Origin of the sequence: Truepera radiovictrix DSM 17093 (assembly GCF_000092425.1) — a bacterium.
Taxonomy (GTDB): Bacteria; Deinococcota; Deinococci; order Deinococcales; family Trueperaceae; genus Truepera; species Truepera radiovictrix.
Genome location: NC_014221.1, coordinates 2682882 through 2707906, shown reverse-complemented (window position 1 = coordinate 2707906; position 25025 = coordinate 2682882). Strand labels below are relative to the sequence as shown.

Annotated in this window: 21 protein-coding genes; 14 read left to right on the top strand and 7 right to left on the bottom strand. The window is 66.4% G+C overall.

What is annotated here, in order from left to right:
* Positions 1–174: 174 nt before the first annotated feature.
* The 3 genes from rpoB to TRAD_RS12315 all read left to right on the top strand — a co-directional run bounded on the left by rpoB (position 175) and on the right by TRAD_RS12315 (position 9222).
* Complete coding sequence (rpoB, locus tag TRAD_RS12325; RefSeq protein WP_013178946.1) at positions 175–3576, top strand: DNA-directed RNA polymerase subunit beta; 3402 nt, start codon at positions 175–177, stop codon at positions 3574–3576.
* Between the two features lie 9 nt (positions 3577–3585).
* On the top strand, positions 3586–8166 hold the full coding sequence (locus TRAD_RS12320; protein WP_013178945.1) for a DNA-directed RNA polymerase subunit beta': 4581 nt from the start codon (positions 3586–3588) through the stop codon (positions 8164–8166).
* Positions 8167–8829: 663 nt separating this feature from the next.
* Positions 8830–9222, top strand: a complete 393-nt coding sequence (locus TRAD_RS12315) for a RuvC family protein (protein WP_013178944.1) — start codon at positions 8830–8832, stop codon at positions 9220–9222.
* A gap of 102 nt (positions 9223–9324) precedes the next feature.
* Here the strand turns inward: TRAD_RS12315 and TRAD_RS12310 are convergent, their stop codons facing one another.
* Together TRAD_RS12310 and TRAD_RS12305 are read right to left on the bottom strand one after the other, a co-directional pair.
* Positions 9325–9831 carry a CarD family transcriptional regulator gene (locus TRAD_RS12310; RefSeq protein WP_013178943.1) on the bottom strand — a complete coding sequence of 169 codons (507 nt, stop codon included), beginning with the start codon at positions 9829–9831 and terminating at the stop codon, positions 9325–9327.
* A gap of 198 nt (positions 9832–10029) precedes the next feature.
* Positions 10030–10950, bottom strand: coding sequence for a DMT family transporter (locus TRAD_RS12305; RefSeq protein ID WP_013178942.1), 921 nt, complete (start codon positions 10948–10950; stop codon positions 10030–10032).
* Positions 10951–11252: 302 nt separating this feature from the next.
* On the opposite strand from TRAD_RS12305, the gene TRAD_RS12300 reads away from it, so the two are divergent.
* From TRAD_RS12300 to ppk2, 9 genes are all read left to right on the top strand, one after another.
* Positions 11253–11717 carry an Hsp20/alpha crystallin family protein gene (locus TRAD_RS12300; protein WP_013178941.1) on the top strand — a complete coding sequence of 155 codons (465 nt, stop codon included), beginning with the start codon at positions 11253–11255 and terminating at the stop codon, positions 11715–11717.
* Between the two features lie 293 nt (positions 11718–12010).
* Positions 12011–12688, top strand: a complete 678-nt coding sequence (locus TRAD_RS12295; protein ID WP_013178940.1) for a hypothetical protein — start codon at positions 12011–12013, stop codon at positions 12686–12688.
* Between the two features lie 77 nt (positions 12689–12765).
* Positions 12766–13902: an ABC transporter ATP-binding protein gene (locus TRAD_RS12290; protein ID WP_013178939.1), complete on the top strand. Its 1137-nt coding sequence runs from the start codon at positions 12766–12768 to the stop codon at positions 13900–13902.
* The gene (locus tag TRAD_RS12285; RefSeq protein ID WP_013178938.1) at positions 13899–14792 is read left to right on the top strand and encodes an ABC transporter permease; all 894 of its coding nucleotides are present in this window, start codon (positions 13899–13901) and stop codon (positions 14790–14792) included. Before TRAD_RS12290 ends, TRAD_RS12285 begins: the two co-directional genes overlap by 4 nt.
* Entirely contained in the window at positions 14789–15625 is an 837-nt protein-coding gene (locus TRAD_RS12280) for an ABC transporter permease (RefSeq protein WP_013178937.1), read from the top strand. Before TRAD_RS12285 ends, TRAD_RS12280 begins: the two co-directional genes overlap by 4 nt.
* 73 nt (positions 15626–15698) lie before the next feature.
* Positions 15699–16715 (top strand): ABC transporter substrate-binding protein, encoded by a 1017-nt coding sequence (locus TRAD_RS12275; protein WP_013178936.1) that lies wholly within the window; start codon positions 15699–15701, stop codon positions 16713–16715.
* Between the two features lie 303 nt (positions 16716–17018).
* Complete coding sequence (locus tag TRAD_RS12270) at positions 17019–18059, top strand: hypothetical protein (protein WP_148221247.1); 1041 nt, start codon at positions 17019–17021, stop codon at positions 18057–18059.
* Positions 18060–18218: 159 nt separating this feature from the next.
* Positions 18219–19541 (top strand): hypothetical protein, encoded by a 1323-nt coding sequence (locus TRAD_RS16395; RefSeq protein WP_013178934.1) that lies wholly within the window; start codon positions 18219–18221, stop codon positions 19539–19541.
* Positions 19542–19596: 55 nt separating this feature from the next.
* Positions 19597–20421 (top strand): polyphosphate kinase 2, encoded by an 825-nt coding sequence (gene ppk2 / locus TRAD_RS12260; RefSeq protein WP_013178933.1) that lies wholly within the window; start codon positions 19597–19599, stop codon positions 20419–20421.
* A 23-nt stretch (positions 20422–20444) separates the two neighbouring features.
* Here ppk2 and TRAD_RS12255 read toward each other — a convergent pair whose 3' ends face one another.
* The 5 genes from TRAD_RS12255 to TRAD_RS16540 all read right to left on the bottom strand — a co-directional run bounded on the left by TRAD_RS12255 (position 20445) and on the right by TRAD_RS16540 (position 23547).
* Positions 20445–20624, bottom strand: a complete 180-nt coding sequence (locus TRAD_RS12255) for a hypothetical protein (protein WP_041947287.1) — start codon at positions 20622–20624, stop codon at positions 20445–20447.
* Between the two features lie 180 nt (positions 20625–20804).
* The gene (locus TRAD_RS12250) at positions 20805–21899 is read right to left on the bottom strand and encodes a M24 family metallopeptidase (protein ID WP_041947286.1); all 1095 of its coding nucleotides are present in this window, start codon (positions 21897–21899) and stop codon (positions 20805–20807) included.
* A gap of 59 nt (positions 21900–21958) precedes the next feature.
* Entirely contained in the window at positions 21959–22318 is a 360-nt protein-coding gene (locus tag TRAD_RS12245; RefSeq protein ID WP_013178931.1) for a hypothetical protein, read from the bottom strand.
* 3 nt (positions 22319–22321) lie between these two features.
* Positions 22322–22570, bottom strand: coding sequence for a hypothetical protein (locus TRAD_RS12240; protein ID WP_013178930.1), 249 nt, complete (start codon positions 22568–22570; stop codon positions 22322–22324).
* Between the two features lie 92 nt (positions 22571–22662).
* Complete coding sequence (locus TRAD_RS16540; RefSeq protein ID WP_013178929.1) at positions 22663–23547, bottom strand: VUT family protein; 885 nt, start codon at positions 23545–23547, stop codon at positions 22663–22665.
* 207 nt (positions 23548–23754) lie between these two features.
* Here TRAD_RS16540 and TRAD_RS12230 point away from each other — a divergent pair, with 207 nt between their 5' ends.
* The gene (locus TRAD_RS12230) at positions 23755–24591 is read left to right on the top strand and encodes a TIGR02587 family membrane protein (protein ID WP_013178928.1); all 837 of its coding nucleotides are present in this window, start codon (positions 23755–23757) and stop codon (positions 24589–24591) included.
* Positions 24591–24995, top strand: a complete 405-nt coding sequence (locus TRAD_RS12225) for a hypothetical protein (RefSeq protein ID WP_013178927.1) — start codon at positions 24591–24593, stop codon at positions 24993–24995. Before TRAD_RS12230 ends, TRAD_RS12225 begins: the two co-directional genes overlap by 1 nt.
* Positions 24996–25025 lie beyond the last annotated feature (30 nt).

Below are 25025 nucleotides of genomic sequence, written 5' to 3'. Positions count from 1 at the left end.
ACAAAAAGCCGTGCGGGGCCTCCGGGGCGCGCCGGACGCGAGCCCTTTACAACACAGACATCACATTGGGGACCTTATAAAGCGCCTTAATAATCTGCAATACATAGTTAAGCCGCCATACGAGCGATGGCAGCCAGGGACAAACGGGCTGGCTGAGACGGTGAAAGGGTGACGATGCGCGAGATTCACAAGTTCGGCAGTATCGAAGAGGTCATCGAGCTGCCCAACCTCACGGACATTCAGATAAAGTCTTACAACACCTTTTTGCAACTTGGAAGAGCGCCCGCTGAGCGCGAGAACATCGGGTTGCAGAGCGCTTTTCGCGAGGTTTTTCCGATCGACGAGACCGAGCGCGGTCGGCAGACCGGTCTGGTCCTCGACTTTCTCGAGTACACCCTGCACCCGCCCGAGTTTAGCCCCGAGGAGTGCCGCGAAAAGGACCTGACCTACCAGGCGGGGCTTTTCGCCAAGCTGCAGCTCGTCCACAAAGACACCGGTCTTATCAAAGAGGACCAGGTCTTTTTGGGCGACCTGCCGCTTATGACCGAGGACGGCTCGTTCGTGATCAACGGCGCCGACCGGGTGATCGTCTCGCAGATCCACCGCTCGCCCGGCGCGTACTTTACGGGCGCGCCCAAAGGGACCGGGCGCACCTATATGGCGAGCATCATCCCGATGCCCAAACGGGGGCCGTGGATCGAGCTCGAGTTCGACAACGCCGACGTCTTGTGGATGAAGGTGAACAAGAAAAAGTTCCCCTTCACCCTCCTGCTGCGCGTGCTCGGCTTCGGTGACGCCGAGATCCGGGGGCTCTTTAGCGGCAACGAGACCCTTATTGAGGCGACCTTTGAGGAGGACGCGGCGATGGGCGCGACCGTCGAGGAGGCGCTCTTGCGCCTTTTCACCGTGCTCCGCCCCGGCGATCCCCCCAAAGTCGACAAGGCGATCTCCTACCTCTACAGCCTGCTCGCCGACCCGCGGCGTTACGACCTCGGCGAAGCGGGGCGTTACAAGATGAATAGCAAGCTCGGCCTCACCTACCAGCAGAGCACGCTCATGGGGTTTGAAGAGGGGCGGTTCGTCGACTACGGCCTCGTCCCCACGATCCAGTACCTCGTCAAGCTGCAAGCGGGTGAAACCGAGATGACGAGCCCGGCTGGTGAGACCGTTGCGGTCGAAGAGGACGACATCGACCACCTCGGTAACCGCCGCATCCGCACGGTCGGTGAGCTCGTCGCCGATCAGATCCGCGTGGGGCTAGGGCGCATGGCGCGCGGGGTGCGCGAGCGGATGCTCCTCGGCAACCCCGACGCCGCGACGCCGCAAAAGCTCGTCAACAACCGCCCCATCGTCGCGGCGCTGCGCGAGTTTTTCGGCCGCAGCCAGCTCAGCCAGTTTAAAGACCAGGTCAACCCGCTTTCGGAGTTGCGCCACAAGCGGCGCATCTCGGCCCTGGGCCCGGGCGGGCTCACGCGCGAACGCGCCGGCTTCGACGTGCGCGACGTGCACCGCACCCACTACGGGCGCATCTGCCCGATCGAGACGCCCGAGGGCGCCAACATCGGCCTGATCACCTCGCTGGCCTCGTACTCGCGCGTCAACCCGCTGGGCTTTATCGAGGCGCCCTACCGGCGCGTCGAGAACGGCCGCGTCACCAGCGACGTGCAGTACATGACGGCGCACGAAGAGGACCGCTACGTCATCGCGCAGGCGAACACCCCACTCACCGACGACAACCGCTTCGCCGAGGAGAGCGTGCTGACGCGCCGCCTGGGCGACCCCTACTACGTACCGCCCGAAGCGGTCGAGTTCATGGACGTTTCGCCCAAGCAGATCGTCTCGGTGCCGACCTCGCTCATCCCCTTTCTGGAGCACGACGACGCCAACCGCGCGCTCATGGGGTCGAACATGCAGTCGCAAGCGGTGCCGCTCATCAAACCCGACGCGCCTTACGTCGGTACGGGGGTCGAGGAGCGCGTCTCGCGCGACTCGGGAACCGTGGTGATCGCCCAGGAGGCGGGTACGGTGACCTTCGTCGACGCGAGCCGCATCGTGATCGAAAACGACCGCCAGGTGGCGCGGGAGTACGTGCTCACCCGTTTCCAACGCTCGAACCAGAACACCAACTTAGACCAGCGCCCCCTGGTTGACGTCGGCGACCGTGTCGAAGCGGGGCAGATCATCGCCGACGGTCCCGCCTCGCAAAACGGCCGCCTGGCGCTCGGGCAAAACGTGCTGATTGCCATCATGCCCTTTGACGGCTACAACTTCGAGGACGCCATCGTCCTCTCCGAGCGCCTGGTGCGGAGCGACGCCTACACGAGCGTGCACATCGAGAAGTACGAGAAAGAGGCGCGCGACACCAAGTTGGGGCCCGAAAAGATCACCCGTGACATTCCCGGGCTCTCCGAAGCGGCGCTTCGCGACCTCGACGAAGATGGCGTGGTGCGGATCGGGGCGGAGGTCAAGCAGGGCGACATCTTGGTCGGCCACACCTCGTTCAAGGGGGAGACGGAGCCGACGCCCGAAGAGCGCCTTTTGCGCTCCATCTTCGGGGAGAAGGCGCGGGAGGTCAAAGACACCTCGCTGCGCGTGCCGCCCGGCGACGGGGGGATCGTCTTGCGCACCGTCCGCTTCCGCCGCGGCGACCCCGGTGTCGAACTCAAGCCCGGCGTGCAGGAGATGGTGCGCGTCTACGTGGCGCAAAAGCGCCGCCTCATCGAAGGGGACAAGCTCGCCAACCGCCACGGGAACAAGGGCGTGGTCGCCAAGATCCTGCCCCCCGAGGACATGCCCTACCTGCCCGACGGCACCCCCGTCGACCTCGTCTTTAACCCGCTCGGGGTGCCCAGCCGGATGAACTTGGGGCAGATTTTAGAGACGCACCTAGGGCTGGCCGCCTTTAAAAACGGGGTGTCGTACGTCACCCCGGTGTTTGACAGCGCCCGCGAGGAGGAGATCAAAGACCTCTTGGAGGCGGTGACCGAGCGCGAGCTGGCCGAGGAGCGCGAGGCGGGTTTCGTGCCGGACCGGCGCGAGCAGCAGGTGATGCGCCGCGCGGCCAAACTGGGCATCATCGGCCGCGACCTCTCGTACGAAGAGGCCCGTTTGGCGCTCGCACGCACCGGCAAGTCGGTGCTCTACGACGGTCAGACGGGTGAGGCTATTGACGCCCCCATCGTGGTCGGGGTGATGTACGTCATGAAGCTCTACCACATGGTCGAGGACAAGATGCACGCGCGCTCGACCGGCCCCTACTCGCTCATTACCCAGCAGCCCTTGGGCGGGAAGGCGCAGTTTGGTGGTCAGCGCCTCGGGGAGATGGAGTGCTGGGCGCTTCAGGCGCACGGCGCGGCACACACCCTGCAGGAAATGCTCACCATCAAGTCCGACGACATCGACGGGCGCAACGCTTCGTACGAGGCGATCGTTAAGGGCAACGACGTTTTGGAGCCGACCATCCCCGAGTCGTTCAAGGTGCTCGTCAAAGAGCTTCACTCGCTCGGTCTCGACGTGCAGGTGATGGACGGGGAGCGACCCATCAGCATCTTCGACGAGTCCGGACGCGGACGCTAAGAGGAGTTTATGCGAGACTTTAACCGGGTTCAGATCAAGATCGCCTCGCCGGAGCAGATCCGCTCGTGGAGCTACGGCGAGGTCACCAAGCCCGAGACGATCAACTACCGCACCTTAAAGCCCGAGCGCGACGGGCTCTTTGACGAGCGCATCTTCGGTCCCGAAAAGGACTACGAGTGCGCCTGCGGCAAGTACAAACGGCAGCGTTACGAGGGCAAGACCTGTGAGCGCTGCGGCGTCGAGGTCACCAAGGCCACCGTGCGCCGCTACCGCATGGGGCACATCGAGCTCGCCACCCCGTGCACCCACATCTGGTACGTCAAGGACGTGCCGAGCAAGATCGGCGCGCTGTTGAACCTCTCGACGAGCCAGCTCGAGCAGGTCCTGTACTTCGCTAAGTACGTCGTCACGGACCCCATGGACGCGCTGCGCGACGGGCGGCCCTTGCGCGTCGGTGACCTGCTCACCGACGACGAGTACCGCCAGCTGCGTTACGGCCACCAGGAGACCTATTCGATCCCGATGGGCGAAGACGCGCTGGTGCGCGACGGCGAGTACGTCGAAGCGGGCCAGAGCCTCGCCAAGGGCGTCAAGTCGAAGCTCACGGGGCTGGCGCAGTACCGCTTTCCGCGCCGCATCATCTTCGACTATGAGGAGGCGCGCGAGGCGAGCTTGACCGTGCCGACAAAAGCGTGGATCGAAGAGGAGCGCTATAGCGGCGGGCAACCGCTCGCCGAGCTGACGAGCGACTGGAGCTTGCAGGCCAAAGCCGAGGGCGTCGTCGAGCTCTTACCCATCGGTACCGAGGGGGCGCTACTCAACCTGCGCAACCCCGACGACGACGAGGTCACGGCCGCCTACGTGCTGCCCGCGGGGATCGAACTCGTCACCGGCGACGGCGAGTACGTCGAGGCGGGGAACGAGTTGGCGCGCGCCGCTGCGGGGACGACGCTGCGCATCCCCCGCGACGGGGAGGCGAGCCTCGTCAGAAGCCGCAAACGCGGTCCTGAAACCGAGCTGACGCTGCTCGTCAAGTGGGCCCGCCGCGACGAGCAGGCGATCAACCCCACCATGCACGTGCTCGTCAGCGACGGCGCGCGCGTCTCCGAGGGCGACAAGGTGGTCGGTGCGATCGACCAAGCGCAGGAGATCTACGCCGAAGCCGACGGCACGGTGTGGCTTGCTGAGCCCGCCAGCATCATCGTGTCGCGGGCGAAGCTCTACCCGTACAGCGACGAACCCATCGTGGTCAACGGCGACCGCGTCGTCCCCGGCGATGCGCTCGCCGACGGCGGGCGCGTCAAGGCCGACATCTCGGGCCGCGTCGAGATCGACCTCGTGCGGCGTCAGGTGCGGCTCATCGAGTCGTACGATTTCGAGGCCAAGATGGGCGCCGAGGCGATCCGCGAGCTTTTGGAGCGCATCGACCTGCACAAGCTCGAGGCCGAGCTCGTCGAGGAGATGCACTCGCCCTCGCGCCACAAACGCGCAAAGGCGCGCAAACGGCTCGAGATCACCCGCGCTTTTATCCGTTCGGGCAACAACCCCGCGTGGATGATCCTCGAGGCGGTGCCCATCATGCCGCCCGCGCTGCGCCCGATGGTGCAGGTCGAGGGGGGCCGCTTCGCCACCTCGGACCTTAACGACCTCTACCGCCGGTTGATCAACCGCAACAACCGCCTGAAAAAACTCATGGCTCAGGGCGCCCCCGAGATGATCGTGCGCAACGAGAAGCGCATGCTGCAAGAGGCGGTCGACGCGCTTATCGACAACGGCCGCCGCGGCGCCGCCGTGGTGCACCCCGGTTCGGATCGCCCGCTGCGGAGCCTCACCGACCTCTTGGGGGGCAAGCAGGGCCGCTTCCGCCAGAACCTCCTGGGTAAACGCGTCGACTACTCCGGCCGCAGCGTGATCGTCGTCGGGCCGCAGCTCAAGCTGCACCAGTGCGGGGTGCCCAAGCGGATGGCGTTGGAGCTCTTTAAGCCCTTTCTCTTTAAGGTCCTAGAGGAGCGCGGGGTGGTCTCGAATATCAAAAGCGCCCGCAAGCTTTTAGAGCGCTACCGCGACACCCGCGACGAGATCTGGGACGCCCTCGAAGAGGTTATCCAGGACCGCGTGGTGCTCCTTAACCGCGCTCCGACGCTGCACCGCCTCGGCATCCAGGCGTTTGAACCGGTGTTGGTCGAGGGGCAGGCGATCCAGCTTCACCCCCTGGTCTGCGAGGCCTTTAACGCCGACTTCGACGGCGACCAGATGGCGATCCACGTGCCCCTATCGGTGTACGCCCAGGCCGAAGCGCGCTTGCAGATGCTCGCGTCGCACAACCTGCTCTCGCCAGCGCACGGCAACCCGAACGTCGGGGCGAGCCGCGACATCATCCTGGGGCTTTTCGTGCTCACGCAGGTGCACACGGGGAGCCGCGGGGTGGGGAGCCGCTTCGACTCCGTCGACGAGGCGCTCGCGGCCTTTGCGCGCGGTGAGCTCGACCTCAACTCGGCGATCACCGTAGCCGGTAAAGAGACCTCGGTCGGCCGCCTCAAGTACCGCTTTAGCAACGTCGACGAGGCGCTTTTGGCCGTCGAGCGGGGCGAGATCGACATGCAAGACGTCGTGAGCGTCAAGGTCAAAGGGGAGCTCTTGGAGACCAGCCCCGGCCGCCTCTACTTCGCCCGCATGGTCGAGGAGACCCTGTCCGAAGACGGCGGCGAGGTGCCCGCTTCGCTCATCCGCTACGACACCGCCTACGAGAAAAACGCCCTGCGCGACCTCGTGACCGACTCGTTTAAACTTCTCGGTATCGAGCGCACCGCCAAGCTGCTCGACGCGCTTAAAGACGAGGGCTTTAAGCTCTCGACCACCTCGGGGATCACCATCGGCATCGACGACGTCGCGATCCCGCCCAAAAAGCGCGAGCTGATCGCCGAAGCCGAGGCGAAGTTCGAGCGGGTGATGGACGCCTACGAGCGCGGTTTTGTCACCGATACCGAACGCCACCAACAGGTGATCCGCCTCTGGAACGACACCACCGAACAGGTCAAGCAGGCGGTGTTCGACAACTTCCGCGACAACATGCCCTTTAACCCGCTTTTCGTGATGGCGCAGTCGGGGGCGCGCGGGAACCCGCAGCAGGTGCGGCAGCTCGCCGGGATGCGCGGGCTCATGGCGAAGCCTTCGGGGGACACCATCGAGCTGCCGATCCGCGCGAACTTCCGCGAGGGGTTGTCGGTCTTGGAGTACTTCTTCTCGACCCACGGGGCCCGCAAAGGGGGCGCCGACACGGCGCTGCGCACCGCCGACTCGGGCTACTTGACCCGCAAGCTGGTCGACGTCGCCCACGAGATCGTGGTGCGCGAGATCGACTGTGGTACGGCCGACTTTTTGGAGGTGCCCTTCTACGCCGCCGACGGCCGGATGCGCACCAAAGGGCAGATCGACATGAGCCTCTACGGCCGCTACGTCGCGCTCGACTTCGAGATCGGCGACTTCCGCGTGGCGCAGGGCGAGATCCTCATGCCCGAGCACATCACCGAGATCTACACCCGCTTGCGCGACAACAGTGACGTGCGCAGCATCGCGCTCCGCTCGCCGGTCGTGTGCCAGACGCGCGCGGGGGTGTGCCAGAAGTGCTACGGTCTCGACATGTCCTTGATGCGCCCCGTCTCCTTGGGCGAAGCGGTCGGGGTGATCGCCGCCGAGTCCATCGGGGAGCCCGGCACGCAGCTCACCATGCGCACCTTCCACACGGGTGGGGTGGCGACAGGGGGCGACATCACCCAGGGTCTGCCGCGCGTCATCGAACTCGTCGAGGCGCGTAAACCCAAGCTCAAAGCGCTCATCTCCGACCTCGACGGCGTTGTGAGCATCGCCGAGGAGGAGGACAAGGTCCGCCTCACGGTGACGAGCCAAGACGGCGAATTTAGCAAGGTCTACAAGGTCGACAAGAACGCCCGCCTCTTGGTTCGCGACGGCGACGAGGTCGAGGCGGGGGCGCAGCTCACCCGCGGCGCGGTAAACCCGCATGACCTGCTGGAGTCGCGCGGCCCCGAGGACGTGCAGCGCTACCTCGTCGACGAGATCCAGCGCGTCTACCGCGGCCAGGGTGTGTCGGTGCACGACAAGCACATCGAGGTGATCGTCCGGCAGATGCTCAAGTTCGTCGAGGTGTTAGAGCCCGGCGACTCGGAGTTTTTGGAGGGGCAGACCGTCGAACGCTTCGACGTCGAGGAGGTCAACGACCGCCTGCTCGCCGAGGGCAAACAGCCGGCGTCGTGGAAACCGGTGCTGCTGGGTATCACCAAAGCGAGCCTGTCGACCAAGTCGTGGCTCTCGGCGGCGTCGTTCCAACACACCACGCACGTGCTCACCGAAGCGGCGGTGTCCGGTAAAGCCGACGACCTGGTTGGCCTTAAGGAGAACGTCATCCTGGGCCGCCTCATCCCGGCCGGTACGGGCCTAGACGTCATCCGCGAGACCCGCGTGGCCGACGAGCGGTTGCTGAGCCGCGTCAAGGGTGCGCCCGCCGCGCGCGAAGCGGCCCCCGCGCGCCCCGCGAGCGACCGCAGCGAGCGCGAGCGGCGCCCGGAGGCTTAGGCGACGTATTCGTCAACCTATCCTCGTCAAAACTGACAAAGAGAAGGGCCAGGTTGTGGCCCTTCTTTTTTTGTGCCTTGCAAAGAGGGCGTAGGGAGGTTTGCGCCTCGGGTCTCGAAGCGTGGCGAGTCATTGTGAAAAAGCCGACGCACCCCGCCTCTAAGCGCGTGCTCGAGCCTTGCGCTCGAGCCACCAGAACGCTCCTGCCAGCAGGAGTATCGCTACCGCAGCGGGGTAGAAGCACCCGAGCCGCCAGAACCCTAGGGTGAGCAGGATGTAACCTACAACGGCGAGGCTCGAGCCTCGTGGTGCTTCCTCTCTCGCCAGCCGTACGCCCATGAAGAAATAGGCTGATGCCAATCAGAACAAGGAACCCCGTTGCATCCGGGGTAAAGTCTCACCTGTAGCCTAGGGGGCGGTCGATCATACTCGGCCCTACAGCAATTCCGCTCCCGAGCACGCATAAAAACCAGGCCACCATCGCTACCTCCCCGGGCTCACGAACGACGTACAAAAACCTAACTTTCTAGAGTCTGTCCCACCGACATGATAGACCACGAAGCACCGTCGTGGCCCACAGCCGAGGTAAGGGACTGGCTCCCGCTCACGGCGTGCCGGGTGAACGGGTCTTTTCAGGGCGAACCGGGATAGACTAGGTCAGGTGTGATCGTTGCCCTCGACCCCGGCAGAAACATCGGTGTCGCCTTCGTCAACCCTCTGGGAAGGCTCGTCTACCGCACCATCATCACGTTGGGTGACCTTGAAACGCTGCTGATCCCCGCCGGGACGACGGTCGTGGTGGGCGACGGTACGGGGAGCGAGGCGGTGCAGCGCGTGCTGCGCGCGCGCGCCCTGAGCTTTGCGCTCGTCGATGAGACGGGGACGAGTCTCGAGGCGCGCGCGCTCTACTTCCGCGACCACCCCCCGCGGGGGGTGTGGCGGCTGCTGCCCAAGGGGTTGCGCGTGCCCCCCAGGCTGATCGACGACTACGCCGCCTACGCGCTGGCGCTGCGCTACTTGAGGTTGCAGCAAGGAGCGGCGCAGCCGGTGACGTAGGGGTGCGAGCTGACGCGGGTATAACGGGTGTAGGTACAAAAAGGCGCTCGAGGCACCTGCCTCGAGCGCTGCAGCTGTATGAAGCTGTATGTGAGTTGAGCGCTAGTTGAGCTCGTCGTCCTCGCCCGCGTCCATCATCTCACGGGCCTCTTTGGGCGTGATACCGAGCACCGCGCTGATTTCACCCGCCAAAAGGCGCAGGGCGCGGCGGTACGCTTGGCGGTCGAGGTCGGGTAGACCGCGCTCGAGGTCCCAGCGGCGGAGCTCGCTGCCCAGGGTGGCGATCTGGTAGGGGTCGCCCGAGGAGAGGATCTCGGTCACGCGGCGGTGGCGCGCCGCCCACTGCTTGGGCAGATTGATGCGGCCGTTACTCAGCCGCTCCAACACCTTGTGCACCTCGGCTTTGGTGAGCGCCGGCCGCAACCCCGCCGCTTGGGGCGCTGCTACCGGTACGAAGGCTTTGGAGGTGCCGTTGGGAAACTCGACTTCGTAGTAGTGGTGGTCGGTGCCGGCAACCGTGCGGACGGTCGTCCCGGCGACCACGCCGACGCCGTAGGGCGGGAGAACAACTTGGTCACCGTGCTTGTACGTCTTTTGGGCTTCTTTCAACGCGGCACTCCTTAAGGTCTCAGCGCGCGTCCAAACCCTCGAGGCTTCGCCTCACGGGTGCGGAGCAAGGTGCGCTTTTCTAGGGAGGGTTGATTGGGTTCGCGAGGTCAGTAGGGGCGTCGCGAACGCAAGCACGCTCTAAATCATAACAAATTTTGGCGCGTTTTTCTAGCCCCCCCGGTGACAAAGCGTGAGCGCTCAAGGGGCCTGGCTCGCGCTCTGGGGCGCCACCGCGCGGCTGTTGCGGGTGGTGATGGCGACGCCGACAAGGAGGATAAGCGCGCCTACGAGCGTGAGCGCGGTGGGCACCTCACCGAAGATCGCCAGCGCGAGCAAGCTCGCCCCGACGGGCTCGAGCAAAATCGCCGTGGCGACGAGCGTGGGGTCGAGGTGCTTCATGGCGTAGTTGTAGGCGGTGTGCCCGACGAGCTGCGGTACGAGGGCGAGGCCGAGGATCCAGAGAAACGTTTCGGTGCTGTAGGCGGTATAAGAGAGCCCGAAAAGGAGGGGGAGCGGTACCAAGACCGCCGCGGCGACCCCGTAGGCCACGCCGATATAGGCTTGCAGGCCCAGCCCCTGCCGCTGCGCGGAGCGGCCCAAGAGAAAGTAGGCGGCGGCCGAGAGGGCGCCCGCGAGCGCTAGGGCGTAGCCGATTAGCGGCGCGCTGCCAGCGTCACTACCGAGGTCGCCGAAGCCGATCAGCGCGGCGCCCAAAACGGCGAGCAGCACCCCCAAAAGCACGGTGAAGGGGGGGGAGAGCTTGAGGAAGATCCAGCTAAAAAGCGCGACCCAGATCGGGGTGGTGGCGACGAGGGTGGTGCTCGCGGCGACGGTGGTGTACGAGAGCGAGGTGATCCAGGTGGCAAAATGCAGCCCCAAAAAGACCCCGGCGAGCCCCGCGTAGCGAAAAGTGTGGGAGCTTAGCGGCGTTTTGCGCAGCGCGCGGACGCTGAGCGGGGCGAGCAAGAGCGAGGCGAGCAGCATCCGGTAGAGGGCGACGACCACGCCGGGGGCGTCGGCGAGCCGGATAAAGATGGCGGAGAGGCTCACGGCGAAGATACCGGCGAGGAGCACGAGCACGAGCCGCGACGTCGCGGGCGATGGGTTGGGCGGCCTCATAAAGCTATCGTACCTTAGCGCCCCCAGAGCTTCGCGGCCGCAGCGTCTGAGGCGGCATTGCGTGCCGCGGCGCAGTTGCACGGGCTCGGCAGCGCTACGTTGGGCGGTGTTTGGGGTTGTCGCCATGGCCTTGTCGCGTCCTTTCATGTTTTTGTCGGGGGAGCGCTCCGGGGTTGCGCCGCGGCGGTTCACGCACGCGCTGCGTGACGCTACCGGCGGGGCGTTACGTGCAGGCACAAGATACTTGACATAAGCTCGCCCAAGTTTTATACTCTCGTGGAGAGAAGATAAGGAGAGCACCGATGTTACAGTCTTGGAACCCCTGGCAGGAGCTCGAGGAGATGCAGCGCCGCCTCAACCGCCTTGTGCGCGCCGACGAGGGTGCGACGAGCTGGGCGCCGGCGACCGACATCGTCGAGGACAACGAAGGCCTCTACATCTACATGGACTTGCCCGACGTTGACGACGGTAGCCTCGAGGTGAGCAGCGAGCAAAACAGCCTGAGCGTCAAAGCGACGCGCACCTATCAAAAGAGCGAGTCGCAGACGGTGCACTACCAGGGCCGCCCCAAAGGGGAGTTTGCGCGCTCGTTTAACATCCCCTCGAGCTTCGACCTCACCAAGGTCAAAGCCTCGTACGACAACGGGGTCTTGACGCTCCTCATCCCGCGTTCGGAGAGCACGAAACCCCGCAAGATCGAGGTGTCGACCGGTCGCACGCACCAGGGTCACCAAGCCGTCACCCAGGACGCTCAAAGCGGCCAGTAAGACCGGCCAGTAAGACCGAGCGCGGCCGCAGTCAGCACGAGGGTCGGGGGTTCCCCGGCCCTCCTCTTTGGCGTGCCGGATGCAGCGGTGCGACGGCCGCGCTTCGGCGACGCTTAGCAAAAAGAAAACTTTAGTACAAACGCTCTTGGCAAGTTTGAAAAAGATCACGCGGTCGGTGTGAAACCTCCAGCGTCCGCTGGAGCCCGCCAAGCTAGAATGAGAGAGATGAAAGTGCTCACGTCGCTCCGCGTTGAGGTGTCCCTGAGCCTCGCCTACGCCTTTTAGGTAAGGCGATGTTGAGTGACCTGAGCGCTGCGGTGATCGCTATCGACGGGACGATGAACCCGACGATCCACCACCCCACGTGGTATCAGCTGATCGGCCTCCTGTCGTGGGAGGACACCGCGTTTGCGACGGCGGGGCGGCACCTGCTCGTCACGCCGAGCGTGAGCACCTTTCGCGTGCCCGCGTTTGCGCTGCGGTGCAAACGCGAGCGTTGGGAGATCCGCACCGTCTCGCGCGAGGCGCGCACGCGCATCCTCAACGTCGCCCTGAAGACTTTCGACGACCTCCTGCCGCAGACGCCGGTGACGGGGTTTCACTTTACCTTTCGGTTTTCCATCGAGGTGCCGCACGAACGCGCCGCCGACTTTTTCGGGGGTGCCTTGAGGGAGGTTGCCCCCATCGAGGGGCGCGGTGAGCGGGTGCTGATGATGTCGACGGTCACCGTCGACGACACCAAACGGCGCCTGTTTCAGGTGCGCCTGCTGCCCGAGGGGAACCAGCTGCTCGTCAAGCACCGCTTCTCCTACGCGGTCCGGGCCAAGGGGATGTACACGCTGCGGCAGATGTCGATGTCCGAAGACTACGACCTCGATTATGAGGAGGCGGTGACGCGGACGGAGCAGCTCGCCGCCAAGCTGACCCACAAGGGGAGTCGGCGGTCGGGGGGGAACACCATCAGCAACTAACGGACCCCATGGGCGCGCTTAAGGCGTGGCCAAAGCGCAGCCCATGACGCCGTACGCGGCGTAGTACACTACGTATCATGCGCTACAAACCGCCTCCCGTAGCGCCCGCCGAGGCGATCCACATCCGCGAGGTTTACAAACGCTTTGGCACCCCCAACGACCCGGTGATAGCCCTCGAGGGGGTCACCCTGACGGTCGCCGAGGACGAGTTTTTCACCCTCTTAGGGCCGTCGGGCTGCGGCAAAACGACGCTTTTAAGGCTTTTGGCCGGCTTCGAGGCGCCTACCGAAGGCGACATCTTCCTCTTCGGCGAGCCCTTGGCGGGCAAGCCGCCCCACAAGCGGCCCGTCAACACGGTGTTTCAGCACTACGCGCTCTTCCCGCACATGACGGTCGCGCAGAACGTGGCGTTCGGGCTCGAGATGCTCGGCCAGAGCGCCGCCGAGGTCAAACGGGCGGTGGCGCGGAGCTTGGAGCTCGTGCAGATGACGGGCTTTGCCGCGCGCCGACCCGCCCAACTCTCGGGGGGGCAGCAGCAGCGCGTGGCGCTGGCGCGCGCCCTCGCCCCGCGCCCCAAGGTCCTGCTATTAGACGAACCGCTGTCCGCTTTGGACCTCAAGCTCCGGCACGCCATGCGCGGCGAACTCAAAGCCCTGCAGCGCGAGACCGGTGTGACGTTTATCTTCGTCACGCACGACCAGGAGGAGGCGCTGACGATGAGCGACCGCATCGCCGTGATGGCGTCGGGGCGGGTGCAGCAGGTCGGCACCCCTGCTGAGATCTACGAGGGGCCGGTCAACCGCTTCGTCGCCGACTTCGTGGGGCGCACAAACTTCCTGACGGGGACGGTACTGGCGTCCTCCGGCGAGGAGGCGGTCGTCGCGCTTTTCGGTCGCCGCATCCGGGTCGCGGGCGCGCGCCGCCCCGGCGAGCGGGTCACGCTGGTCGTGCGCCCCGAGAAGCTCGCCCTGCACCCGGCCTCGGCGGCGCCCGAGGCAGAGGGCGCTTTCGACGGCACGGTGGAGAGCAGCATGTACCTCGGGACCGACACGAGCTACCGCGTGCGCGTCGCCGACGGGGCGGCGGGCGAGGCGGTGCTCGAGGTCCGCGACCCGAACGCCCGCACCGGTGCGGCGCGCTTCGCTGTGGGCGAGCGGGTGCGCCTGCTGCTTGCACCCCTCGCGGCGCGGGTGCTCGAGGAGGCGAGCGCGTGACGCCGCTCGTGCGCCTTTTGGGCCTCGCGCCCGCGCTCCTGCTCCTCGGCGCCCTCATGGTGGCGCCTTTAGGCATCATCGTGGCGTACTCCTTTATGGCGCCCGACCCCTACGGGGGCGTCCTGCCGCAGTTGTCCACCGACGCTTACGTACGCTTGCTCTATGAGCGCGACTTCGACGACACGCTCTTTTTTAGCCCCGTGGTGCTGCGCATCTTCGGGCGCTCCCTGGCGCTGGCGCTCGCAACCACGCTGCTCAGCCTCGGGTGCGCCCTGCCGGTGGCCTACACCATCGCGCGGCAGCCGCCGGCGCGCCGCAGTGCGCTGCTTTTGCTCGTCACCATCCCCTTCTGGACGAACCTCCTCATTCGCACCTACTGCTGGATCCTCATCCTGCGCGACACGGGGCTCGTCAACACCCTGCTGCTGCGCCTCGGTCTCATCGAAGCGCCCCTGACCCTGCTCTACACGAACGGGGCGGTGCTTTTGGGGCTCGTCTACGCCTACTTGCCCTTTATGGTGTTGCCGCTCTACGCGACCCTGGAACGCCTCGATACGCGCCTTTTAGAGGCCGCCCACGACCTCTACGCGGGGCGCTGGCAGGTGTTTCGGCGCGTCACCCTGCCGCTGGCGCTCCCCGGCCTCGTGGCGGGGTCGGTGCTCGTCTTTGTCCCCAGCCTCGGCGCTTTTGTCACGCCGCAGCTCCTGGGAGGTGGCAAAAACCTGATGCTCGGCTCGCTCATCCAGATGCAGTTCGCCGCTTCGCGCAACTGGCCCTTCGGGGCGGCGCTCGCACTGCTGCTGCTCGCTTTCGTGCTGCTCGCGCTGCTCCTCTACGCGCGCGCGCAGAGCCGCGCCGCCGGCCCGCGCGCTGAGGAGGCGCTCTCGTGAGCCAGGGGGCACTTCCGCGCCCCGCGGCCCCCAGCGTCCGGCCGAAACGCCCGCGCGCCTTTCGGGTCGGCCACCTGCCGGGGTTCGGCCTCTGGACGGCCTTGGTTTTCCTCTACCTCTACGCGCCCCTGGTCATCCTGGTGGCGTTTTCGTTTAACGACAACCGCGCGGTGACGGTGTGGCGAGGCTTTACCCTCGAGTGGTACGGGACGCTTTTGGGTAACGCCGAGCTGCGCCGCGCCGCCCTGACGAGCCTCGGCGTCGCGGCGGTCGCCACGGTAGTCGCTACCGTGGTCGCCACGCTCGCCGCGCTTGTACTCGTGCGCGGTGGGGCCTTTCGGGGGCAACGGGCGGTGGGGGCGCTTTTGCTCTCGCCGCTGATGATCCCCGAGATCGTCACGGCGGTCGCGACGCTCGCCCTCTTCGCGCTCCTCGGGGTGTCGCTCGGGGTCTGTCGGGTGGTGCTGGCGCACTGCGCCTTCTGCATCCCCTTCGCCTTTCTGCCGATTCAGGCGCGGTTGCGGAGCCTCGACCGGAGCCTCGAGGCGGCCGCGCAGGACCTCTACGCCCCCCCGTGGCGGGTCTTTCGCCGCGTCACGCTGCCGCTTCTAGCCCCCGGTATCGCCGCGGGTGCGCTCCTCGCCTTTATCATCTCGTTAGACGACTTCGTCATCACGCTCATGGTCGCCGAACCCGGTACGACCACGCTCCCTCTCTACATCTACGGGCTCGTGCGCTTGGGGGTGACGCCGGAGGTGAACGCGGTCTCGAGCGCCATGCTGGCGTTGTCCATCCTCGTCGTGACGCTGTCGCTCCTTTTGCAGCGGCGTTAAGCCGTCGGCACATGTGGCGTCCGCGCTTTCAAGCCCTCACCGTCCAAGCCCGCACGTCTCAAGGAGGTTCACCATGAAAGTTGCCTTATCCCTGTTTACCGCGCTGCTGCTAAGCGCCGCGCTCGCGCAGGGGGAGCTGCGCCTCTACAACTGGACCGGCTACACCTCACAAGAGCTCCTGCAAAAGTTCGAGGCCGAAACCGGTATCCGTGTGAGCCTCGACACCTACGACTCCAACGAGACGCTGTTGGCCAAACTCAAGTCGGGGGCGACGGGCTACGACATCGTGGTGCCGTCACACAACTTCGTGCAGATCTTTGTCAGCGAGGGGCTGTTAGAACCCATCCACGCCTCTGAGATGGCGAACTACAGCAACATCGACGAGCGTTGGCGTAACCCCGACTGGGACCCCGGCAACGTCTACACCGTGCCCTGGCAGTGGGGGACGACCTCCTTTGCGGTCGACACGGCCCTCTACGACGGCGACATCGACACCTACGAGGTGCTCTTTAACCCGCCAGAGGTCTTTAGGGGGAGGATCGGCATGTTCGACTCGTGGGACGAGGTGCTGCCGATGGCGCTGCGCTACACCGGTTCGGAGATCTGCACGACCGACCCCGAGGCGTTCCGCCGCGCGTTGGAGGTTCTAGAGGCGCAAGAGCCCTACGTCAAGGTCTACACGTCAGAAGGGATTTTGGAGAACATGATCGCGGGCGAGACGGCCATGAACACCTACTGGAACGGCGCCACGATGCGCGTCCGGGCGGAGCGCCCCACAGTGCGCTACGCCTACCCGGTCGAGGGTGTCTCGGGTTGGATGGATAACCTCGCGCTCGCGCGCGGCGCGCCCAACAAGGAGGCGGCCTTGACCTTTATCAACTGGTTTTTAGAGCCCGAGAACGCCGCCTTGCAGTCGAACTTCGCGCGCTACGCAAACGCCGTGTCGGGCGCTGAAGCCTTTATGGACGAGCCCCTGCGCACCGCCCCCGAGATCGTCCCGCCAGAGGGTGCCAACATCATCTTCTCGCCGACCTGCCCCGAGGAGTACATCCGCCTCGCGGACCGGGTGTGGACGCGGCTCAAGCAGTAGCGCTGGTCCGGGCGGTAGCATCTCCATACGCGCCCGGGTGTGCCTACAGGTTCCTATTCCTTATAAGGTCTCCGGAGCTGCGCGATGCCGACGCGCGGGGTGCGGGACCGAGTCCGGCGTGGGGTTTAGGCGGTCTCTAAGGGTTTCGAGATCTAAGGGGTCATGGCATGAGCGACGTCCAGACGTCAAACCGCCCTCGTTACGAAAGGAGCTGCAGACCCTGAGCCCCTCGGTTGCGCCGGCGCTAGTTTTGCGGAGCGGCTCGAGCGTCAGCGGGTGCTGTGTGATGAGCTGCGCCCTCACATGAAACGCCTCCCTACACGCAGCTTCCAAAAGGCCACCGGTAGCCGCGTTTCGTGGCACGCCTGCGGCGAATCGGCGATGTGCAGGTTGACCGCAACGGCTCTTCTCCTCGTCCTGGTATCGGTGCTGTTGGGTTATGGTGAGTGGCGGAGCTTCACTTTAAGCCCACCTCTGGGTCCACACCGTCCGAGCTACTTCGGGTTTGCCGCAGTCGACGCTTTTTGGGACGCGCCCAACGACCGTGAGGTGAAGACGAACTACCTCGACGAGGTCGCCGGTTTCACCAACGTCGCGCAGATGAGCGCCTCTATTCCAGAAGCGTCGCTGGCACACCGCCTACGCCGCTTCCAGCAAGCCGAGGTCAAAGCGATTCTCCACGTAGAAGCCCTTCTCTTCGACCACCTCGAGGACCCTTCCTCGCCGACCGGCACCCGCACGGTGCTGCTCCCGGACGCTCAGGCACGCTGGGATACGTTCCTACGCGTTAACGGCGACCTGATCACGTTAGACCGCGTCGCTGCCCTTTACCTCATGGACGAACCGGCGTGGAACGGCCTCTCACAGCTTGAATTCAGTCGCGCGGTGGCTACCGTGAACGCGTCGTTACCCCACCTACCTATCATGATGGTTGAAGCTTACTCAGCGCTCGACCGTATGTTCGTACCGGAAGCGATCGATTGGGTCGGTTTCGACCGTTACGGCACGTTGGACCCTGCGCGCGACCGAGCGTGGTTGGCGGACATCGCCAAGGTGCGCGCGGCCCTCTCCCGCAAGGATCAGAAGCTCGTCCTTGTCGCGGAGACCTTTTGGCTGCCGGCGTATGGCGAGATGGGGTATCCGCCGAGGAGCATGGGGGAGGTGGCGTACCGCTACTTCGCGTACGCCACCCATCACCCTGACGTCATCGCGCTCATCGGCTATCTCTGGCCCGGTGGTTTGGACGCGCCCGATCAACTTGGTGCCCGTGACCTGCCGACGGAGGTGCAGCAGGTCTACAAGCGCATCGGTGCGGCGACGATCGACCGGTACGTGGGTAGATGACGTCAAAGGACCAACCGACTGCTCGCGACCCAGACCCGTACCGACCCTTTTGGGTGGGGCTCATTGAACGCGTTGCGCGCGTGCCGACGCCGGGTGTTCTACGCGACATGTAACGCACGCGCCGCCGCGCGTAGGGGGGCGCGCGTAGGCTGAGCGGGTATGCGCCCCTCACCTCACCCCTCCATCTTTCGCGCGTGGTGGCCGCTCGCCGCCAGTTGGCTTTTCATGGGGCTCGAGCAGCCGCTCGTGGGGGCGGTCATGGCCCGTCTAGCGGACCCCACGGTGCACCTGGCGGCCCTGGGCGGCATCGTCTTCCCGCTCGCTCTGGTGATCGAAGCGCCCATCATCATGCTGCTGGCCGCCTCGACGGCGCTCAGCAAGCACCGCCAAGCTTACGGGCTCGTCTACCGCTTTATGATGGTCGCCGGCGGGCTCTTGACCCTGCTGCACGCGCTTTTGGCCTTTACGCCGCTTTTCGATCTGCTCATCGTCCGGGCGCTGCGCCCGCCCCCCGAGGTGGTGGAGCCCGCCCGCTGGGGGCTCATGATGATGCTCCCCTTTACCTGGAGCATCGCCTACCGCCGCTTTCACCAGGGGCTCTTGATCCGTCAGGGGCGCTCGGTGACGGTGAGCGTCGGCACGGCGGTGCGGCTTCTCGCGATGCTCGCGGGCGTGAGCGCGGCCTACCTGTTGGGGGCGCCCGGCATCCTCGTCGGCACCGCGGGGATCGCCGCGGGGGTGCTCGCCGAGGCGGCCTTTATCGGCTGGCAGGTGCGGGGGAGCGTGCGCGCCTTGCCCCCCGAGGGGGAGCCGTTAAGCTGGGGGGCGTTCGGGCGCTTTTACGTCCCCTTGGCTATGACGAGCTTTCTGTTGCTCGCCGTGCAGCCCTTGGGGAGCGCTGCCTTGAGCCGCATGCCCCTGGCGCTCGCCTCGCTCGCCGCCTGGCCGGTGCTGAGCGCGTTCGTGTTTTTGTTTCGGGGGCTGGGGATGGCTTTCAACGAGGTGGTGGTGGCGGCTTTGGAGCGCCCCGGCGCCTGGCGGGCGCTGCGCCGCTTTTCGCTGCAGCTCAGCCTCGCCATGACCCTGGCGCTCCTAGTGGTGGCCTTGACGCCGCTCGCGAGGCTCTTTTTCGCCGTGGTGATGGGCCTTGAGCCCGACTTGGTGCTGCTCGCGAGCAACGCCTTGCTGCTCGCCGTGGTGTGGCCCGCGATCACCGTCTACCAAAACCTCTACCAGGGCGTGCTGGTCTATAGCGGCCACACGCGGGCGATCACCACCTCGGTCGTCGGGTCGCTGTTGGTCAGCGCCGCGCTGCTCGTCGCCGGGGCGCTTTTGGGGACCGTGCCCGGCATCTACGTGGCGACCCTCGCCTTTATCGTCGGCAACGCGCTGCAGGTCGTTTGGCTAGCTCTTAGCAGCCGCGCCGAGCTGCGGCGGCTCGAGGCGCCCGAGGCCGCGCTCGCGCCGCAGGGCGCGGATTAGGTCGCCGCGCTATACTGGTCTAGCGGCTTAAGCGAAGCGGCGAAGGGGGCGCGTGGTGAGCCAGGGGTCGGCGAAAGGGCTCGGCAAACTCGACAAAAAGGTCTACGCGCGCGAGCTGGCGCTCCTGCAGCTCGAGCTCGTCAAACTGCAGGGGTGGATTAAAGCGCAGGGGCTCAAGGTCGTGGTGCTCTTCGAGGGGCGCGACGCGGCGGGTAAGGGGAGCACCATTACGCGCATTACCCAGCCCCTCAACCCGCGCGTGTGCCGCGTGGTGGCGCTCGGCGCCCCGACCGAGCGCGAGCGCACCCAGTGGTACTTTCAGCGTTACGTCCACCATCTCCCCGCCGCGGGGGAGATGGTGCTCTTCGACCGCAGTTGGTACAACCGCGCGGGGGTCGAGCGGGTGATGGGCTTTTGCACCGAGGCCGAGTACCGCGAGTTCCTGCACGCCTGCCCGACCTTTGAGCGCCTCTTGTTAGACGCCGGCATCATCCTCATCAAGTACTGGTTTTCGGTGAGCGCCGCCGAGCAGGAGCGCCGGATGCGCCGCCGCAACGAGAACCCGGCCAAGCGCTGGAAGCTGAGCCCGATGGACTTGGAGGCGAGGGCGCGCTGGGTGGCGTACTCCAAAGCCAAAGACGCGATGTTCTACCACACCGACACCAAAGCGTCCCCCTGGTACGTGGTGAACGCCGAGGACAAGCGCCGCGCGCACCTAAGTTGCATCGCGCACCTGCTCAGCCTCATCCCGTACGAGGACCTCACCCCGCCGCCCCTGGAGATGCCGCCGCGCGACCTGGCGGGGGCCGACGAGGGCTACGAGCGCCCCGACAAGGCGCATCAGACGTGGGTGCCCGACTACGTGCCGCCGACGCGATAAGCGTCTGGTGGCGACCCCCGGCGCTACCTGAGCTGCGCGTCCGCCGCGTCGCGCAGCGCGTCCCCGACGACGTTAAACGCCAACACCGCGACCACGATCATGAGCCCCGGCAACAGCAGCCACGGGCCGACCTCGCGCTCGGCGCGCCGCCCTCCCCAGTTCGCGTGGGTCCCCGCGGCGGAGGAGCCGACGAAGCCCTTCATAGACCTGCTCTTCGGCTCGAGCGCGCTCCGGCGGGCGGTCGACGCGAATGATGCGCGCTTGGTGCGAGCGCTGCAAACGGGCGCGGCGCAGGCAGCGAAGCGGGTGTGCCTCTACGGCCGGGCAGGTGGTTTGTAGCGCGTGGCCTGTGGGCGGCAACCCCGCGGCCACGCGCCACGGGCTCAAGGCTCGAGCACCAATACGTCGGGCCGCGCTCGGCCGCTGACCTCCACGCTCGGCCAGCGGGGGTCGGCGGTGAGGACCTCGAGCCTGTCCTCTAGGAGCAGCACCGTGTCCTCGACCTTGAGCCCCGGCAGCGACGGGTTCCAGGCGTACGCGCTGCCGTCGACGAGCATCGTGTCGTTCGGTTGAAGGACAAAGTCGCGCGTCTCGTAGCCGCACGCGCCCCCTTGGTGGTGGCGCCGCCACTCGTCGGGGAAGCCGATCGCCGCGTACGCCTCCCGGACCTCCCGAAAGAGTTCGCGCGCGAGCACCCCGTGCTGGGTGTAGCGCAGCAGCACCCCTTCGACCTCGAGAAGGCCGCGGTAGGCCGCCGCGTCCTCACCCAACGGGCGCCTGGAGACGAGGCGGGTGAGGTTGGCGTAGAGCCCCCCCCGCCGCGCGCAGGCGACCGCCATCAGCCGCTCGGCGAAGCGGTTGTCCGTCGGCAACGGGTGCCGGTAGCGCTTCAGGCGTTCGTCGGCGGCGACCAGGATGAGCGCGGGCTGCATGCCGCGCTCGCGCAGCGCCTTGGCGAGGCGCCCGGCGACGTCGTGCTCGCGCAGCCCCGGCTCGAGCCCCGTGAGGGCGTCCGTAAAGGCTTCGGCGGCGTCGCGGCCCAGCGCGCGGTAGCGCGCGACCTCCTCGGGGGTGAGCGGCGTGCGCAGCGTCCAGAAGTCGCGCACCTCGGCGCCCGCTACCCCGGCGGCGTCGGCGAGCACCTTGCGACCCCCGATGAGCTCGCCCAACGCGGCCCGCTTCGCCCCCGGGTCGTGCCACGGGTAGTAGCGGGCCTCGACGCCGGGGGGGAACGCCTCGCGCTCGAGCCGGTCGCGCTCGATCTCGGCCATGAGCACGACCACGCGTTGCGGGGTGACGACCGCCTCGGCCACCGGCGGGTCGGCAAACGACACGAGCGCGTCGCCGCCGCAGAGCAGCCAGGCGAGGTTGCCGAGTTTGGCGAGGTGCGCGGCGCCGAAGCCGCCGGCGGCCATCGTTTTGCGCAGGCGGCTCAGCTTGTCGCTCAGTTCACGGGCGGGGTCGTCGCGTCTAGTCATGGGCTTAAGCATATGAAAAAACGGCGCCCGTGGGCGCCGCCTCTGGCCGTCGGCGGGTTTTAGGCGCCAAAGAGCAGCCGCAGCGCCGCGCCCGGGCGAGCGAGGGCGACGTACTCGAGGCGCCCGACGCCGGGAAGCCTATAGATCTTGTCCTTGGCCCCCTCGCCGAGGACGAGGAGCGGGCCGCTGGGGTCGGTGATCTCGAGGGTCAACCCTTGAGCCGCCAACAGGCCGGGGAGCTGGGCGGGGGTGGGTGCGCGGCTGCCGAAGATGGGGAAGCGGGGGAGCGACACGCGCAGGAGCGAGCGCAAGATGCGCGCCTCGGAGAGCTCTAAGCGCAGCACCCGCCCCGAGCCCGTCAGTTTGGCCGGTAAACCGTCGATAACAAGGTCGAGGTCGGCGTGGACGAGGAGCGCCACCCGCTAGCTACCTGCGCTGCGCGGGTGCCCCGTCTCGTCGGTGGTGATGCGCAACGTGCCGTTGAGCTTCCAAGTCGCGCGCGGCGCGTCGGGGCCGGTGTCGCGCGGCACCTCGACGAGCATGTCCTTAAACTCGTAGTTGATGGCGGCGCCGCGACCCGTGAGGCGTTCGTAGAGCGCCATCCCCAGGTCGACAAACGAAACGCGCTCGTTTTCCTTGATGCGGCTCTCTTCACTCGGTGCGTCGGCCATCTTTCACCCTTTCTCCGCTGCACCATCACTATAAAAACGGCGCTCCGAAAAGACCGTAACCTCGCTCAGCAACGGTGTGTAAGGCCGCTCGCTCACGGGGCTCGCTGCGGCGCGAGGGCGTGGGTCTCCTGGCGCAAAAGGCGCGCGGCAGCGAGCAGCCCGACGGCCGTTTTGGCGAGAATGTCGGCGAACACGATCTCCGCCATCATCGCAACGCTAAAGGTGCCCGCAAAGGCGATCGCGGTAAACACCGCCGAGTCGAGCGGGATGGAGACCGCGTTCGAGGTCGCGACGCGGACGATCCAACGGCGCTCGATAAAGCGCTGATAGACCTCGGTGTCGGCGATCTCGGCGATCAAGATGGCGAGAAACCCCGCGAGCAGAAAGCGCAGCGGGATCCCGATGTACACCGAGAGCGCGAGGTTTAGGAGCGCCGCTGCCAGGATCATCTGATAGGCGTGCACGCGCCCAAAGCGGTGCACGCGGTCGCGCTGGGTAAAGGTCACCCCGAAAAAGAGCGTGCCGACCGAGAGTTGGCCGTACAGGGGGAGCTCCAAAAACGAGTCGAAGGTGAAGTTGGCGAGCAGGGTGCAGACCACGTACACCGTCATCGAGGCGAGCATAGGGGCGTGCAGGCGAAACGCCGCGCGGTAGAGCTCGCCGGCGACGATGGCCGTGAGGGGGGCGAGCGCGAAGGTCGCGGGGAGGGGGGCGGCGACGGCGAGCGCGAGGTTGGTCGCGGCTGCAGCCCCGAGCGTGACGAGGTGCGCGCGCGCGCCGAGACCCCTCAGCTGCTGCCCGAGGTGATAGGTCGCCGAGACAAAAAGCGCCCCCACGAAGAGGATGACGACGAGCGGCAGCGTTTCGGCGGCGGCGACGCCCTGGCTGGTTCTGGCGACCCAGAGGAGCGCGGCGCAGATGGCTTGGGTGGTGAGGGTGATGAGCAGGTAGGTGAGTGGAAGGAGGGGGCGTGACACGGCGAGCTCCAACGGGGCGACGCTCAAGCTAGGCGCGTCGCTGGAAGATATAAGGCGGTAATGTCACCTCCCGCCGACAGGCGAGTATATCGCTCGCGGAGTGGGCGGCGCTACCGGAGCCGGGTGCGTTTGTGGCGCGTGCGGGGCGTCGGCACCTGCTGCGGCGCCCGTATCCAAAAGCGGCGAGAAGCCTTAGGCTAGGGGCCTATGGACACGCTTTCGCTAGCGAGGACGCGCGAGAGCAGCCGCACCTTTGCGGTGGAGCTCGCCCGCGCCTTTGGGGGCGCCCTCATCTTTTCGCTGCCCATGCTCATGACCATGGAGATGTGGTGGCTCGGCTTCTACTTGGAGCGCTTCCGGCTCGCGCTGCTCGTGGGGCTCAACGTGCCGCTTTTGGTCCTGCTCTCTCGCTACATCGGCTTTCGGGATTCGTCGTGCCTACTAGACGACCTGCTCGACACCTTCGTGGCGCTCGCCGTCGGTTTCGTCACCGCGGGGGCGTTTTTGTTGCTCTTTTCGGTTTTGGAGCGCGGTATGTCGTGGGACGAGGTGGTCGGCAAGGTCGCTATGCAGGTCGTCCCGGCGAGCATCGGGGCGATGCTGGCGGCGCGGCAGCTCGGCATCCAGGAGACCGAGAAGGGGGCGCGCGACCGCGGGTACGGCGCCGAACTCGTCTACATGGTGGTCGGGGCGCTCTTTTTGGCCTTTAACCTCGCGCCGACCGACGAGATGGTGCTGATCTCCTACCAGTTCACCCCCTGGCACGCGCTTTTGCTCGTGCTCGCGTCGCTTGTGATCATGCACGCTTTCGTCTACGCGGTCGCGTTTCGGGGGCAGGAAGCGGTCCCCGAGGCGACCCCCGTGGGGAGCCTGTTCCTGCGTTTTACCGTGGTCGGCTACGCGGTGGCGCTGCTCGTGTCGCTCTACGTGCTGTGGGTTTTCGGGCGCGCCGAGGGGATGGGGGTCGCGCAGCTTTTGATGGCGGCGGTGGTGCTCGGCTTTCCGGCGGCGGTGGGCGCGGCGGCGGCGCGCCTCATCCTGTAATGAATGCAAGGGATGCCGGAGCGCCCACCCCGCAACTCCCCTCGAGGCTCGAGTGGGGGGTGGCCGCGCTGGGGCTGCTGCTCGTCGCCGGTGTGCTCGGCTTTCTGCTCTACCAAGCCCTTTTAACGCCCGACACGCCGCCAGAGATCGCGCTGCGCGTCCTTGACGTGCAGCCCTCGTCGGGGGGCTACCTGGTGCGGCTCGAGGCGGCCAACCGCGGTGGGGAGACGGCGGCGGAGCTCGTGGTCGAAGGGGCGCTGCGGCGCGGGGGCGAGGTCGCCGAGACGAGCGAGCTGACCTTCGACTTCGTGCCGCCTGACTCGGTACGTGAAGGTGGGCTGTTTTTCAGCCAGGACCCGCGGGGTAGGCTCGAACTCCGCGCCAAAAGCTTTCGCGAGCCGTAGGGCTGCTGAAGCGGGGGTAAAAATTCGCCG